The sequence below is a fragment of the Streptomyces sp. NBC_01198 genome, assembly GCF_036010485.1.
In the GTDB taxonomy this organism is placed as follows: Bacteria; Actinomycetota; Actinomycetes; order Streptomycetales; family Streptomycetaceae; genus Actinacidiphila.
This window is the reverse complement of sequence record NZ_CP108568.1, coordinates 1,543,206-1,557,665: the sequence shown is the minus strand read 5'-3', so window position 1 is coordinate 1,557,665 and position 14,460 is coordinate 1,543,206. Positions and strand designations below refer to the sequence as shown.

13 protein-coding genes and 2 pseudogenes are annotated in these 14,460 nt (G+C 67.0%); 2 read left to right on the top strand and 13 right to left on the bottom strand.

Features of this window, described 5'->3' with window-relative positions; genetic code table 11:
* Positions 1-1,115 precede the first annotated feature (1,115 nt).
* The 10 genes and pseudogenes from OG702_RS07030 to OG702_RS06985 all read right to left on the bottom strand — a co-directional run bounded on the left by OG702_RS07030 (position 1,116) and on the right by OG702_RS06985 (position 11,201).
* On the bottom strand, positions 1,116-2,219 hold the full coding sequence (locus tag OG702_RS07030; protein ID WP_327287992.1) for a ComEC/Rec2 family competence protein: 1,104 nt from the start codon (positions 2,217-2,219) through the stop codon (positions 1,116-1,118).
* Positions 2,216-2,821 (bottom strand): response regulator, encoded by a 606-nt coding sequence (locus OG702_RS07025; protein ID WP_327287990.1) that lies wholly within the window; start codon positions 2,819-2,821, stop codon positions 2,216-2,218. The genes OG702_RS07030 and OG702_RS07025 overlap by 4 nt, the downstream gene beginning before the upstream one ends.
* 107 nt (positions 2,822-2,928) lie before the next feature.
* A complete protein-coding gene (locus OG702_RS07020; protein ID WP_327287989.1) occupies positions 2,929-5,106 on the bottom strand; it encodes a sensor histidine kinase in 2,178 nt (725 codons plus the stop codon).
* Between the two features lie 503 nt (positions 5,107-5,609).
* Positions 5,610-7,013: pseudogene (locus OG702_RS07015) on the bottom strand (UDP-N-acetylmuramoyl-tripeptide--D-alanyl-D-alanine ligase).
* 14 nt (positions 7,014-7,027) lie between these two features.
* Entirely contained in the window at positions 7,028-7,561 is a 534-nt protein-coding gene (locus tag OG702_RS07010; RefSeq protein ID WP_327287988.1) for a C39 family peptidase, read from the bottom strand.
* Between the two features lie 22 nt (positions 7,562-7,583).
* Entirely contained in the window at positions 7,584-8,672 is a 1,089-nt protein-coding gene (locus OG702_RS07005; protein ID WP_327287987.1) for a D-alanine--D-alanine ligase family protein, read from the bottom strand.
* Complete coding sequence (gene dapF / locus OG702_RS07000) at positions 8,660-9,466, bottom strand: diaminopimelate epimerase (protein WP_327287986.1); 807 nt, start codon at positions 9,464-9,466, stop codon at positions 8,660-8,662. Before dapF ends, OG702_RS07005 begins: the two co-directional genes overlap by 13 nt.
* A gap of 16 nt (positions 9,467-9,482) precedes the next feature.
* Entirely contained in the window at positions 9,483-10,034 is a 552-nt protein-coding gene (locus tag OG702_RS06995; protein WP_442814319.1) for a DUF6907 domain-containing protein, read from the bottom strand.
* 74 nt (positions 10,035-10,108) lie between these two features.
* Complete coding sequence (locus OG702_RS06990; RefSeq protein WP_327287984.1) at positions 10,109-10,495, bottom strand: hypothetical protein; 387 nt, start codon at positions 10,493-10,495, stop codon at positions 10,109-10,111.
* Between the two features lie 193 nt (positions 10,496-10,688).
* Positions 10,689-11,201 (bottom strand): ATP-binding protein, encoded by a 513-nt coding sequence (locus OG702_RS06985; protein WP_327287983.1) that lies wholly within the window; start codon positions 11,199-11,201, stop codon positions 10,689-10,691.
* Positions 11,202-11,435: 234 nt separating this feature from the next.
* Here OG702_RS06985 and OG702_RS06980 point away from each other — a divergent pair, with 234 nt between their 5' ends.
* Complete coding sequence (locus OG702_RS06980) at positions 11,436-11,942, top strand: hypothetical protein (protein ID WP_327287982.1); 507 nt, start codon at positions 11,436-11,438, stop codon at positions 11,940-11,942.
* A gap of 17 nt (positions 11,943-11,959) precedes the next feature.
* Here OG702_RS06980 and OG702_RS06975 read toward each other — a convergent pair whose 3' ends face one another.
* From OG702_RS06975 to OG702_RS06965, 3 genes are all read right to left on the bottom strand, one after another.
* Positions 11,960-12,862 (bottom strand): IS3 family transposase, encoded by a 903-nt coding sequence (locus tag OG702_RS06975; protein WP_327287962.1) that lies wholly within the window; start codon positions 12,860-12,862, stop codon positions 11,960-11,962.
* A 5-nt stretch (positions 12,863-12,867) separates the two neighbouring features.
* Entirely contained in the window at positions 12,868-13,176 is a 309-nt protein-coding gene (locus OG702_RS06970) for a transposase (RefSeq protein WP_327286743.1), read from the bottom strand.
* 131 nt (positions 13,177-13,307) lie between these two features.
* Positions 13,308-13,811 (bottom strand): hypothetical protein, encoded by a 504-nt coding sequence (locus OG702_RS06965; protein WP_327287981.1) that lies wholly within the window; start codon positions 13,809-13,811, stop codon positions 13,308-13,310.
* A gap of 286 nt (positions 13,812-14,097) precedes the next feature.
* On the opposite strand from OG702_RS06965, the pseudogene OG702_RS35430 reads away from it, so the two are divergent.
* Positions 14,098-14,340 (top strand): annotated as a pseudogene (locus OG702_RS35430) (class I SAM-dependent methyltransferase); the annotation flags it as partial.
* Positions 14,341-14,460 lie beyond the last annotated feature (120 nt).

The window sequence follows — 14,460 nt, the reverse complement described above, 5'->3', positions numbered from 1 at the left end:
CGCCGTGAGGTAGGGAACCTCTGGCCCGTCTAGAGAGTCCCGGTTGTCGACGACGGGGCCGACTCCAATGCGGAAATGGTCACCTACAGCGCCGTCCGTGGTGATGGCGGACGGTGGCCACCAGGCGACTGCGCCGGGGTGGCCGCCTGTCCTACGGACGGCAGAGAGCAAGAAGACGTCTACGTCTGTGTGATCGTCGAAGAGGCCGTGCGGGCGAATCTCCTCCAGCTCCAGTCGCTCGGCAAGCTGGCTTCGCCAGGACCGGTAGCGGCTTCCGCTGCGAAGTACATCGGGCAAGACGGCGAAGAGTGTCCCGCCCGGAGCCATCGCGACTGACGCCTGAGCGGTGAACGTCGCAGCCAAGGATGTCCTACCGGTCGACCAGGTACAGCCGGAGAGTGCCGCATCCATGCCGTAGGGGGGATTCAGAAGCAATCGGCCTCCAAAGCCGCGGCCTTGGGACGCTTCACGCAATGCCAGCAGACCGTCGCCGACCTGCACTCTTGGGAAGGCGGCGCGCCACCGGTCTTCCGTGAGCGGGACATCGGAACCAACAGCCCGATGACGTTCCAACATGGCCAGGAGCAGCCGCATGCGCGCCACTGCCACATAGGGATCGTGAAGGTCGTGGCCTCTTACTCGGCGGTTCCACACAGTTAGCGTCTCTGCTGGTGACACCCCTACTGGGAATTGTGTGGTAGCGGCAATGAGGAGGTCTCCGCCGCCACAGGTGGGGTCCCAAATCACTGGCGTCTGTCCGGAGGGCGTGCTGCGCGTCAGCAGTCCCTCGTAGGATTCCCGGACCCTGCCGGTCGTGAAGAAGGATCCGGTGGCTCGGCGATCGGCGCGTGGAACCATACGCCGCAGTTCCGTCGACGCCTGACCGTTGAGAGCATGCGTCACGTCATCTCCCACACGGCGCCAATGACCTGCGGCCACGTCAGTCACCAAGGTCTCCAGCTGACGTGCGTACTTGCCATAGGCCGCAATACTCATTAGTTCCCCTCCTGCTGATCCGGAAGGGATGGCGTCCTGGATCAAGTGTCTGGAACGGCTTCGGTGTCATTCTGCAGCAGGATCAGGGGCGTTGGGAACGGATCACTGATCCCGTCGTGCTACGTCTCATCAGCCACGTCGCCTCGGCGAGCGTTACTGGGAGCCTTGCGCGGACCGGGGATAGGGAGTCGGCAGAGCGGGTTGGCCACCGTACCGCCATCCACGAACGACCGATGGGTCTCCAGTGGCGGGTCAAAGCGCAGTCCTGCCTCGGCGTGTGTCACGGTCAAACTGCCCGCACAGGACCGGCCGGACTTGCGACCCGCTGCCGGGAGGACTGTCAGGTGCCGGTCGGTGACGAGTTGCTTCTCATCATGGCAATGCACCGACAGTTGCGTGCATGCAATGTGCGCGTCCGGAGCAGCCAACCGCACGCCCGCCATGATCTCCCGATTCGGATTGGCCGGGCGCAGTCCGCCCCGGATGGAGAAGATGACCAGTCGAGGGGCCACTAGTTCCGTCAGGTCTTTGGCGAAGGACTGCGGATCAGCCCTGCCAGGGAGTCCTCCGTGGTGGGGGAAAACGAGGACAGGCGCTGACAACTGATGGCCGTTCTCCTGAATGTGCTTGAGTGCCACCGCGTCAATGTCGGCTGCGAGGAGGACGGCGGGCTCCTCCAGCAGATGCACTCGGACTACGATGCAAATGGTGTTGGTGTTCAGGTTTCCGAAGATCGGGGATGTCTCCGTCGGGCCGGTGCCGGCCATGAGGAAGCTGGGATGGCAAATTTCGAGCCTCGCCCGACCGCAGTACAGCGTCTGAGGCGTCTCTGTGTGCAACATCTGGTGCCCGCCGAAGCCACCGTGCCTGTAACGGGTGTGCACGGCTCGGATCAATCGTTCCCAGATTCGGCTGTTCTTCTTCGCGTCCGGGTTGAACCAGGCAGTTCCCACTGTGCGCGCAGGATCGAGCAGAATCTGCGGGCCGCCACCGGCGTGATCCTGGTCTGAGTGCGAGATGATCAGGTGCTCGATGTGTTCGCATCCCACACGATCCAATTCACGCTGCACGATGTCGCCTGGGGCCGTGTCAATGACGGCGCAGGTCGAACCATCGCGTACAACAGCAGAATTTCCGTGTCCGACGTCCAGGACACTGACAGCTAAGTCTGCTTCTGCTTGCTGGCCGAGCGGCAGTTCAGTGGGAGCGGTCGGGGCGCTCATGCGGTGAGCCACTCCTTCGGCAGATCGGGAGCAAGGACGATGTTGCGATAGAAGAGGTCGGAGGCTTCCTTCGCGTAGCAGTTCACCTCGGCCTCAAGCCATCGGCCGGGCAGTTCTTCCGGTCGGAGGCCTGTGGATTTCTCGATGGGACGCAACGGCATCCAGACGGAGGAGTCGATCTTCCAGCCGACAACGACCACCTTCGCCTGTGGTTCCTCCCCCTCGGACCGCACGGCGAGGACCTCGATCGGAGTCGCGAAGGCACGCCGTTCTCGGGCGAGGTTTCCGGCCAGCTCGTCTAGGGTGTAACGGAGCGCGTCCACCACTGCATCGGAGGCGTCACTCTTGTCGACAACGCTCGGGATGCCTTCGCGCCAGCGCAGAATCGCCCCGTTCTGATCGGTGTTGACGTGGCTGCTGATGAGGACCGCTGGCAGCGGCCTGCCCACTCGTTGGTTCGCTTTGCACACCAGCTCGGCGCCTGTGAAGCGGGCGTTGCCGCGCCCTCCAAGGATGTGGTCGCACACCACGGCGTCGTAGCGATCGCCCAGAGAAGCGAGAAACGCGTCGGCGTCCTGACCCGATGTGAACTCGGTGATCATCTCTGTACGGAAACCCGCGTCCTGAAGGGGATGGGTGATGCTACTCGCGTCCATCACGTCATCGTCGATGACTACGACCGACGATCCCTCTGCCAACGGGCGTACGCTCACTCGTCCCCCATCTCACTCCCCTTGGCCCCGGCGGCTTGGGCCGGAAGCCAGACCATGATACGCGCGCCACCCAACTCGCCGTACTCACGCGCCTCTTGGGTGCCGCCGAGGTCGGCGACGATGTCCCGGACGATCGTGAGACCCAGGCCGGTCCCGTTGTCGCGTGTTGTCTTGCCCGGCAGCCAGATCGCGCTCAACGAGATGTCCTTGATGCCGGGACCCGAGTCATCGACGCAGAGGCACAGGCGAGTTGTGTCTCCTTCGACGGCCAGGCGCGTTCTGACGCGGATCGCACGCTCTGGCCGGATGGCATCTGTGCGCGTGAAGGCATGTGCGGCATTCACGATGAGATTGGACAGGATCGACTCAATGTCGGCGATAGTACTGCGGACGATCGCACCTTCCGCGTCAAGATCGTATTCGACCTGAATTCCACGCTCATCGAGATAGCGAGAGAAAAGCCGGACGATCGCCGGACACTCCCGGTCGATGTGAATGTCGGCGATCTGCCGCTTATTTTTCGCCAGAAGGGTCAGCGGGAGGCGGGCGAAGGTCTCCAGGGTCTTGGCGCTGTCGATCGAGTTCTCAACCGACGAGTGGAATCTTTCTTTGTATTCGTCCTCCGAAACGTACTGCTTGACCCGGCGACTGACCGTCTTGACCTCGTTGATGATGCGGGCCGCCGGCTTCATCGCCTCGTGCGCGAAAACTGCGGTGCTGGTGCCGACCGTTGCCAGGGTGCGGTACAGGAGAAGGTCTTCGCGGAGCGCTTCGATTTCCTGACGTTGAGAGTCGAATACTTCGGAGGCTCCGGCGGTGAAGGACTCCAATACCGCAGAGTCAGCGGCGCCATCCAGAGTTGGCGTTTCGGGGTCCCTCGGACTGACGGCCTGCAATAGATTACGGAACTGTTTCTCAGCTTCCTTGACCCGGTCGCGCGCCTTAGGCGCCGCGCCGATGCGACGCTGCTCACGCAATTCAAGTCGCTGCTCCGCCGACCAGTCCAGGGCACGTCTTGCGAATTCCTGCAGCTCAAGGAACTGTAGGTTGTCGACGAAACCGCTACGGTCCGTCTTGGGCTGGAGAAGCTCATCAGGGTCCTCCACCTGGATGCGGCCAACAGAGTTGTTCGTGGACGCACGACCCTCGGGGCTCGCTGCACGCCTTAGGTTGATTACCAGCCAGTCGTTCCCCACGTCTCCGTATGGCTGCACGCGGAGTTCCCGATGGTACAGATGAACTCCGCCCACCTGTTTGAGCCACTCCTTGATTTCCGCTGTGGGCTGCTGGGCGAACCGAACCTCCTTGGAAGCCCCAGGGTTGAGGTTGAACATCCACATCTCGAACGCGGCCGACGGCGCGGAGAACGTCAGAGGTGCGTCGCGATTTCCACGCCCTTGGCGCTTCCTACCCACTTCATCGTGTCCCGCCGACTTGATGATTTCACCGCGCCAGTTGTAAAGGGTTGCGGAAGCCTTTCCGTGCTCGTCCAACTCTGCCACGAGGCGAAATTCGACCCACTGGAGCAGATCTGAAGTGATCACCCTGGAAAGGGTCTCGAATTCCGGGGAATCACAGGTCACTCGGAACGCCGAGCCATCAGCGAAGGGACCCGTCAGCATGAGCACCGACCGCGCAAGACGGTCGGCGTCCCGCTGAGCGATTCCCTGGCGAAGCCCCGTTATCTCGACGGTCGTTCCGGTCTCCCCCTCACATTTTTGGCTCCTGATTGCCAGAGGGACATCTTCCACCGCTTCAGACGCATCGATTCGATTCCAGTCGATCGTCAGCGAATGCTCGATGTTAGGCTCGTCCTTGGAGCGTGAGCGTACGGTGACATTAGTACCGAGGCGCAGGGCAGCAATTCTACCCAAACCCTTCTCGCCCACCTTGCGCCGGCCCGTACGGGTATAGATGTCCGACGATTTTCCGGATTTTCCAATGAGGAGAAATCCGCTGGAGAGCTGCTCCGCCGTCATTCCATCGCCGTTGTCCGAAACGACAAGTGTGCCGCCGGGCTGCTCGGCTTCACTCATCCGTAGTCGACAAATCGTGGCGTCCGCGTCGTAAGCGTTGCGGACGAGTTCCATGATGCCCAAGTCCGCGTGAGGGACCAGTTCTTCACCGAGCCGGGCGAGGATCTGCGGGGCGAAGCGGAGGTGGTGCTGCGTCAAGGCGTTCCTCCCGAACAGCGCGGCCAAGGCACCGCCGCTCGATCGATCAGGCGGGCCACCCGGAAATCGTAGCGGCTTCCTCCTCTCCCAACATGACTTCGATCGGCGCACTCGCTACGGAAGATCCCGCCAGTAGTCCGGACGAGGCTGATGGACAGCAGCGGCGCTACTGATCAGCACTCATCGTGCAGAAGGGGATTCGATCTCGATGGCAGTGAGCCGAAGGCTTCCTTGTCTGGCGGGTGGATGCGCGAAGGTTGTCGAACTGCTTCTCCCGTGTGGTGTCGGGTTGACCTTTGCTGCACCTTCGTCGTCGAGAGAGGCCTCGATGTTGGGCTACCAGCAGTCCACTTGACCTTGACTTCGCACATCGCGCCTGGCTTCCTGACCAGCCACTTCAAGTTTGCGCAGCTTCATGATTCAGGAGGCCCAGCCCATCCTCTTCCAAGCGGCGCCGAGGACGCCAGGTTGGCGAACCGAGGCGATCGCACTTCAAGGCCATGTCAATGCAGTCGGATGGCGGCGGTCCGGAGAGCGTCTCCGAAGTGTTCCAGGCCCACTGAGCGGCTTGCCTTGATCAGGGCGACGTCGCCGGGGACGAGGAGCGAGGTCAGGGTCGCAAGGAGGGATTCGGCGTCGGGGGTGGTGAAAGTTGTGAGGGCGGGGTTGGTCACCAGGGCTGCCATCGTCAGGGCAGTGGCGTCCGGGGTTGTGCCGACCGTGACGAGGATGTCGATAGCCAAGGTCGCGACGAGGTGGCCGATCCCCTCGTGGGAGGCGATCGATGTGGGGCCGAGTTCCTTCATCTCGCCCAGGACGGCGATCGTGCGGCGGCCTTGAGCGAGGGAGACGAGGGTTTCCAGGGCGGCGCGGGTGGATTCGGGGTTGGCGTTGAAGGCGTCGTTGATGATCGTGACGCCGTCGGGGCGTTCCAGGATCTCCAGGCGGGCGGCGGAGATAGGTGCTGCGGAGGACAGGGCCTCGGCGATGGCGTCGGTCGGCATGCCCAAGGCGTGGGCGGTGGCTGCGACGGCCAAGGCGTTGTGGACCTGGTGGGCGCCGAGGAGTTGGAGGGTGACGGGGGCGTTGCCGTCGGGGGTGTGGAGATTGAAGGTGGCGCGGCCGACGGTCAGGTGGATGTCGGTGGCGCGGATGGTCGCCTGCTCGCTCGTGCCGAAGTACGTGACTGCGGCCTTCGTGCGGTCGGCCATCGCTGCGACTAGGTCGTCGTCGGCGTTCAGGACCGCGACGCCGCCCTCGGAGGCGGGCGGGAGGGCTTGGACGAGTTCGCTTTTCGCCTCGGCGATGGCTTCCCGGCTGCCGAACTCGCCGACGTGGGCGGAGCCGACGTTCAGGACGATGCCGAGGGTGGGTGGGGTCAGGGTCGCGAGGTAGGCGATGTCGCCGACGTGGCGGGCGCCCATCTCCAGCACGAGGTAGCGGGTGTCCTCTTAGGCGGACAGGACGGTCAGGGGCAGGCCGATCTCGGTGTTGAAGCTGCCGGGCGTGGCAACGGTCCGACCGTGGCGGGCCAGCACCTGGGCGAGCAGGTCCTTCGTAGTGGTCTTGCCCGCTGAGCCGGTGAGCGCGACGACCTGCGCTCCCGTGCGCGTCAGGGCGTACTGCGCCAGCCGGCCGAGGGCGGCCGTCACGTCGGGCACGACGACCGCCGGCACGCCTACCGGGCGGGAGGCCAGGACGCACACCGCCCCGGCGTCCACCGCCTGGCCGACATACTCGTGGCCGTCCACCCGCGCGCCCGTCACGGCGACGAACATCCCGCCCGGTGCGACCTGCCGTGAGTCGCTGGCGCTCTGGCCCGTGACGCGTACCTGTTCCGGATCGGGCGCGTCGTGGACGCTTCCTCCGGTGGCTTCGGCGATCTCGGCGAGCGTCAGTGTGATCACGTACAAGGCCTTTCTCAGTGCAGGGGCGGGAAAGTGATCGCGCGGCCGGAGTACGAGGCCGCGACTCGGCTGAGCGGTACGCGGTCGTGGGTCTGGCCCCATCGGGAGGGGTCGCGGATGAAGACGGCAGGGTCAGGGGCGTCGCAATAGCCGCGTACGACGATCAGATGGCCTCCGCGCCGACCGTCGTCGGGGAACTGCTCGGTGATCGAGACGATCAGCGGCGCCTCAGCCGCTCGCGCCAGCAGCTCCTCCACCTCGACCGGTTTGGCGCGGCCGGGGACTCCGTGCGAGGCCGCCAGCTCGGCAAGACCTGCGTGCAGGGCGCCGCGCGGCGTCATGACCTCGTTCTTGACCGCGAGCTTCAGCAGCTCGGTGATGGTCGGCGCCTCGCGGCCGTACGCCAGCAGGATCATCCGCAGGGAGGCGAGGCCGCAGGCCCGGTCGGACCACTTCTCGCGGTCCCCAAGCTCCCACCCGCCGTGCTCCTCCCACTCATCCGGCGCGATGAGCTGGCGGCACATGGGCACGTCGTGGAGGTGGGACACGGTCGCGGGCTCCCGGGGCGCGTCAGGCGGCGGTCTCCCCCACCTCCGCCGCGGCGCCGAGCGCGGGAGTGGGCAGGGGGACATCGTACGGTCGGCGCGTCAACGCCTCGTGGAGGATCGCCCGTACGACGTCCGCGTGGCTCAGCCCGGCCAGGCCGGCACCGACGGCGAAGTTCGACTCCGCCGACATGCCGGGTGTCGTGTTCACCTCCAGGGCGTACGGCTGGCCGGTCCCTGTGATGACGAAGTCGATGCGTGCCCAGCCGCCGCAGCCGAGCCCGTTCCACAGGGCCAGGGCGTGACGGATGAGATCAGTCCGGACCGCTGCGGGCAGGTCCGCGGCCGTGACGGAAACGGCCCCGCGCCCGTTGGTGTCGACCTTGGCCTCGGCGTCGTAGAACTCCGCTCCGATCGCCTCGGTGGCCAGCGGCGGGAAGACCAGGAGGCCGCTGGGCAGCTGGAGCACGCCGACGGTCACCGGCAGGCCGACCACGTACTCCTCGACCAGGACGTGGGACGGGTCGCAAGCCCACGCGTACTCCAGCGCGGGCACGAGCGCTGCCACGTCCTGCACCAGACTCATGCCGACGCTCGACCCGCCGAGCACGGGCTTGGCCATGACCGGGCGGCCGGGCCACTCGGTCTTCTGGCCTGGCCACCACACCTGCCAGTCCGGCGTTGGTACGCCGACGCTCCGCATGAACCGCTTGCACAGCAGCTTGTCCGCGCACACCGCGGATGCGGCGACTCCGCTGCCGCAGAACGGGATGCGCAGGTAGTCCAGCAGGCCCTGCAGGCGGCCGTCCTCGCCGTAGGGGCCGTGGAGGTTTGGCAGTGCGATGTCGAAGGCGGGCAGCGAGCGTACGAAGCCGGGGTCGCAGGGGTCGAGGACGGTGAAGTCCGCGCCGATCTCCGTCAGGGAGCGGCGGAGTGTGGTGTCCGAGCGCTGCTCGGGCGGGCAGTGTGCCAGGTAGAGCCGGTCCTCTTGCGACCCGCCGCCGTAGACCATCGCAACCTTTAGCGGCTCGGTGAGGCCGTCATGCCATCGCCGTAGCGCCTCGGCCTCGCGGTGCACGGCTTCGCGGTCGCGGGCGTCGATCACGGGCAGCATGTGAGTTCTCCTCGGTAGACCTGGGTGACCGGGCCGCCGACCCAGAAGATGCTTCGGTTTTCCGCGTGCGGGCGCACTTTTAGCGGTGTCCCGGAGCGGTTGTGGACGGTGACCTGCTCGTCCCCGATGAGTCCGCGCTGCCGGGCGATCACTACCGACGCGACGGCGCCGCTGCCGCACGACAGCGTCTCGGCCTCCACACCCCGCTCGTAGGTGCGGACGCGCAGCTCGTGGCGGCCGGTGACCTGGGCGAAGTTGACGTTCGTGCCGGTCGGGGCGAGCTGGGGGTGGTGGCGCATCATCCGGCCGCAGCGGTCGGCGTCGATCGCGTCGACGTCCTTCACGATGGCCACGACGTGCTCGGTGCCGGTGTGGGCGAGGTCGTACCAGAAGGTCTGGCCGTCGATCACGCCCTCAACCTGCCGCAGCGCCGTCTCGCCGACCTCGGCCGTCACCCAGACGTCGTCGCCGTCGACCAGCGCCTCGTGTTTCACGCCGGCCATCACCAGAGCCAGCGTCCGGCAGTTGTACGTCTCGGCCGCGGACCAGGCCACGCAGCGCAGGGCGTTGCCGCACATACTGGCCACGGATCCGTCGGCGTTGAAGCACGCCACGTCGAGGACCAGGGGGTCGGTGCTCTTGACGGCGGTGAGCACAAGACCGTCCGCCCCGATGCCAGTGCGACGCGCGCATAACCGTCGTGCCGTCGCGGGCCAGTCCCGGTGTACGCCGGGGAGGGGGCGCGCGAGGAGGACGAAGTCGTTGCCAGCTCCGTGGAGCTTCTGGAAAGACACGGGATGCGCCTCTCCTTCAGCCGTGGGTCGGTGCGGGGTGGTGGGCCGCCCAGTCGCTGCGGGCGCTGAGCAGGAGGGGGCGCATGTCGTTCTCGACGCGGTCGGCAAGCGTGTGCAGGGTGGCGGCCAGGGTGGTGAGGGCATCCGGGTCGAGGCCGGTCATCCAGCAGTCGGGGGTGATCTGGACCTCGGCGAAGGGGAGGGAGCCGTGCTCGGGGTCCGGGAAGGGGTGGCACATGATGCTGCTCGCGAAGACGACGGTCTCCGCCGGCGATCCGGTCGCGCCGCCCGTCTCGCTGGTGTGGGCGTGGAGAAGGGCGCCCTCGAAATCCGCCCAGTGCGTCATGTCGGCTAGAACGCCGGGGAGTTGGCTGACGCGGACGCCGTAGGCGGTGGGGTCCTCCTGTGCCCACTCGGGCAAGTGGCCCGCGATGACGGAGCCGTCGTCCGCGATGATCGTCCAGCGACGGGGCGTCGCGGTCGCCTTCGGGGCGTGAGGAGAAACGGGAGCGTCGGGTGTATCGGGGGCGGGGCTACGGGTCTGCGTAGCCGTGGCGGCAGCAGGCATGGTGGTGGGTCCCTTCGGGAGATGCGGTGTGAAGAGCCCGGTTGACGCCCAACCGGGAGAAGGTCTTATGGCGATCACGCGGAGCAGTTGTTGGGCGTGAGGCGGGCCAGGTCAGCCAACTCCCAGCTGTGGCCGCCCGGGTGGCCTTCGAACTCACTGCACGCCTCGCCGTCGCGTACGACCGGGCAGTCCGGCAACTCGGCGACGGTGATCGGGTCCGTGCCGTCACGCCATGCCGTCCACAGGGACCCGGCATGTGGCCCCTGGAGGCCCAGCACAACGGCCTGGTGCTCCGCCGAACCGGTGTGGTCGATCGCGCAGACGAGTTCCGGCTGGGCGTCGTCGCCCGAATACGTTCCCGGTGCGCGGGCGTTGGCCATGGCGAGCGCGGCCGTTGTCAACACTGGCGGCGCGAGCACGCGCCGGCCGCAGATGAGCCGCTCTTCCTGGGCTCCGGGCATGAATCGTTCTTCCTTCATCGGGGGAGAGCCGCTCTCGGCGGCGTACGGGTAGCCCGCTCCGGAGGTGGCCCTACGGCTCGTCCCCAAGTCGGCCCAGGTCGATCGAGGCCGTGCGGCCGAGGCGGAGTCTGCTAGCCGGTTGTCGGTCAGGGGGACCTGCAGGCCGTAGACGCAGCGCGGCGGGGCTGTGGCCTCATACGCCGGCTCCAACCGCGGAGGCGGACGGCGGGAGCAGACCAGCCCGCTCCGAGCCGAGTGCGTCGCGCGGCACCGCGCCGGGCAAGGAGAGCCGGGCCCAGACGAGCTTTCCGGCGTCGTGAACGGCGTAGACGAAGCCCCAGGCGCCTTCGGTCAGAGCCGCGACGAGCAGCAGCCCTCGTCCGCTCTCCGCCTCCTCTGACGGAGGCTGGAGGACGGGCGCCCGCCGACTCGCGTCGTGCACGACCACGTAGAGGTGGCCGGCGACGACCCGCAGCTCCAGAACGGAAGGCGGCTGCGAGTGACGCCGGAGCGACTCCTCGGCCTCCGCATGCCGGATGGCGTTGGCGACCAGCTCCGTGACGATGCTCAGCGCGTCGGCCAGCACCTCATCCGGCACTCCCCACGCACCGAGAACGTCCCGTGCGTGATGTCGGGCGTCGAGGGCACCGACCAGCTCAGGCCTCAGATCGAGTCGATCGTGAAGGAGCGCCGTTGCGGTAACCATCGCTTCACCTCCCTGCTCCGGCATGTGTCGCGGAGCTGGCCTGTCAGCCGCTCCGGCGGGTGTTTCTGCAAGTCAACGGCGACAGCGGGGCCAGCGGCAGCGTTCACCAGGGAGTTCGCGAGTACGGGAGGTTCACCGCGCATCGAGGGGGTTCACCCATGAACCCCCTCCCCCGGCTGATCGGAGCGTGACACCATTGCCACTCGCCGTCATCACCCGAGGGCAGGGGGGACCATGGACAGAGAACCCAACCGCCGCCTCGCCGCCCTGATGGCCGAGGCCGGTGCGTCCAACAAGGGCCTGGCTCGCCGCGTCCGCGACGCCGCGCTACGGCACGGTGTCCACGTCGGCACCACGCATGTGTCAGTGCAGCGCTGGCTCGACGGCGCCGGCATCCAGGCGGAGAGCGCGGCGTTCGTGGCCGAAGCGCTCGGCGCCAGGTTGGGCCGCAGGATCACCTCCGCCGACTGCGGCTTCTCCACCGTCACGATCAGCCCCGCCCCGAACGGCACGAGCTACGCGGCGACGCTCGCGGAAGCCCTGGGCGTACTGGACGGCTTGACCCAGCTGCGGCCCGAAGACAAGCCGCCGACCGGGGAGCTGCTTCACGCCAATGAGGTCAACGCAGCCGTCCTGTCCTGGCTCGTGTCGCGACCGGACGGATTACCGTCCGACAAGTCGGCGTTTCGCCACGTCGGGATGCGCGATGTCGCTGCCGTGAGGACTGAAGTTCCCCCCTGATCTTGGACAGCGGATGCTTACGCTGCGGGGGTGAGGTCGTGCCGCAATCTAGCTCGGGTTTCGAGTGGGGTGAGGTACCCGAACTCGGGGTGCTTGCGGAGCCTGGTGCGGTTGTACTCGACTTCGATGAAGCAGAAGACGTCGGCTCGGGCCGCCTCACGGCTTTCCCAGACGGTGGTGCCGATCTCCGCTTTGAGCAGTCCGGAGAAACTCTCGGCTGCAGCATTATCATAGCATATGCCGGTTCGTCCCATACTCTGCCTCAGATTCAACTCCCTTATCACGGTGCGAAATTCGCCACTGGTGTACTCGCTGCCGCGGTCGGTGTGCATGATGCAGCCGGGCTGCAGGCCGCCGCGGCCGGCAGCCATGCGCAGGGCGTCGGTGACCAGTTCGGCGCGGTGGTGGTCGGCCATCGCATACCCGATCACCTCACGGGTCGCCAGGTCGATGACCGTGGCCAGGTACCACCAGCCCTCGACCGTGGGGAGATACGTGATGTCGCCCACCAGCTTCCGGCCTGGCTCGTATGCGGTGAAGTCGCGGCCGACCAGGTCCGGGGCAGGGGCTGCCTCGGTGTCCTGCTGCGTCAGGTAGCGGCGCCTGCGGCGGGTGACACCGCGAATGTCGCGCTCGCGCATGATCCGCTCGACCCTTTTCCTGTTGATCGCGAGGCCGCCCCGCCGCAGCTCCGCATGGACGCGCGGGGCGCCGTAGGCACCTCGCGAGGTGGCGTGGATCTCACGGATCCGGTCGGTCAACCCGTCTTCGGCGCACTGCCGTTCGGCGGCTGCGGGCCGTGAAGCGAGCCAGGCGTAGTAGGTGGAGCGGTGGAAGCTCAGCACTCGGCACAGCCGGGCGACGCTGTAGCCATCGGGGTTCTCCTCGGTGGCCTTCTCCGCATCGATGAAGCGGCACACAGCGCCTACTTCACGATCTCCTTCGCGAAGAAGGCCGCGGCTTTTACCAGGATGTCGTTCGCCTTCTTGGCCTCAGCCAGCTCGCGGCGCAGGCGCCGCAGCTCCTCACGTTCCTCGCTGGTCAGGGCGCCCGCCGGCCCCTCGCCCTGGTCGATTTTCGCCTGCTTGACCCAGCCACGCAACCCCTCGGGGCTCACTCCCAGTTCCCGGGCGATCTCGGTGACGTTCCGATGCGGCGACGACCGGACGAGCGCGACCGCGTCCCGCTTGAACTCGGCCGTGTACCGCTTGCTCATGTTGCTCTTGCCACTCAACTTGGACTGCTTCCTCCGGGACGAACCGTCCCAGTATCAGGCTGTCCAACTCACTGGGGGAACTTCACCCCTGTCAAGGGCGGTCCCACAAGACAGTGGAGCGATAGCGCGACCTACTGGACCAGCAGTCCCTACACCTGCAGAATCATGGCCTCTGCCTGGGTGAGTACCGTCGCACTCTTCTGTGCGGTCTCACGTGCGGACGCCAGACGTTCCATCCACTGGATCCTCTGGTCGGCAGGCAGCGGATCCTCTCCCAGCCCGGAGCGCAGGCGGCTCGCTTCGTCGAAGTCCGCCAGGAGTGCGTTTGCCGCCCCGATCGCATGCTGGTAGATGCCTTCGGCCAGCTCGATCCGGGCGGGCAGCTCCCGCCGGAGTTCAGCCAGGCGGTCGCGGGGGTCGGCCGGCGGTGACTGTCCCTGCACCGTGGTGGTGCTGTCGTCCGACTGATCGGTGCTGTCGGAACCTGCCCCCGCGCCGCCGGTGTCGCTGCCGGAGCCACTCGTTTGCTCACTGCGGCCCAGCTCCGTCGGGAAGAGCTGGTCGAACCACTCCTTGTCGGCGATGAAGGAGGTGGCATTGCCGTTGAGGTCTGGCGTTGGTCGCGGCGAGGTAGGCCAGACGCAGCAGCACAACAGATCATGATGCCTTCATGCCCCGCGCAGGTGAAGACGTCGAGGGTGAGGAGCAGGCACAGCCGGAGACCGGCATCAAGGCCGTGACCTGGCCGGATGATTTATCGGCACCCGCAGGGTTGCGGGGAGAGGACTGGTGGATCCGGCGGGCCGGCGTGGGAATCTGGTGGAGTACTGCCCTCTCCTGCATCGGGGTCAGGACAGCGCCGTGCATCGGCTGGCCCGGCACCGTGGTGGGCACCACCGCCCTGAGTCTCTCGTCGGCGGCCACCAGCCGGGGCGCGGGCATACGGCGACGCGTACCTTCTTCACTCCGAGGGCCGAGGCCTGGGAGCAGCGCTTCGCCGCCGACGGCCCCCGTTACGCGGCGGCCGTCGTCCGGATGGGGCTGCGCCCCGGGATGCGCGCGCTGGACCTGGGCTGCGGCACCGGGCGCGCCCTGCCCGCGCTGCGCGTGGCCGTCGGCGAGACGGGAGCGGTCCTCGGCGTGGACGTCACCGAGGCCATGCTCACCGCCGCCGCCCGCTCAGCCCCGACGACCCGCTGGCCGAGCCGAACCTGCGCCCGGCGCTGGACGGTTCCGGCTGGCGGCTGGCCGACTACGACGACACCCCCGAGCACTTCCTGGCCAGCGCGGTCCGCACCGGCT

What these genes read in the sequence shown, in the direction of transcription:
- OG702_RS06985 (WP_327287983.1), bottom strand. Translation starts at nt 11,201, where the DNA reads ATGGTTACCGCAACGGCGCTCCTTCACGATCGACTCGATCTGAGGCCT.
- OG702_RS07030 (WP_327287992.1), bottom strand. Translation starts at nt 2,219, where the DNA reads ATGAGCGCCCCGACCGCTCCCACTGAACTGCCGCTCGGCCAGCAAGCA.
- OG702_RS06995 (WP_442814319.1), bottom strand. Translation starts at nt 10,034, where the DNA reads ATGCCTGCTGCCGCCACGGCTACGCAGACCCGTAGCCCCGCCCCCGAT.
- OG702_RS07005 (WP_327287987.1), bottom strand. Translation starts at nt 8,672, where the DNA reads ATGCTGCCCGTGATCGACGCCCGCGACCGCGAAGCCGTGCACCGCGAG.
- OG702_RS07025 (WP_327287990.1), bottom strand. Translation starts at nt 2,821, where the DNA reads ATGATCACCGAGTTCACATCGGGTCAGGACGCCGACGCGTTTCTCGCT.
- OG702_RS06990 (WP_327287984.1), bottom strand. Translation starts at nt 10,495, where the DNA reads ATGCCCGGAGCCCAGGAAGAGCGGCTCATCTGCGGCCGGCGCGTGCTC.
- OG702_RS06980 (WP_327287982.1), top strand. Translation starts at nt 11,436, where the DNA reads ATGGACAGAGAACCCAACCGCCGCCTCGCCGCCCTGATGGCCGAGGCC.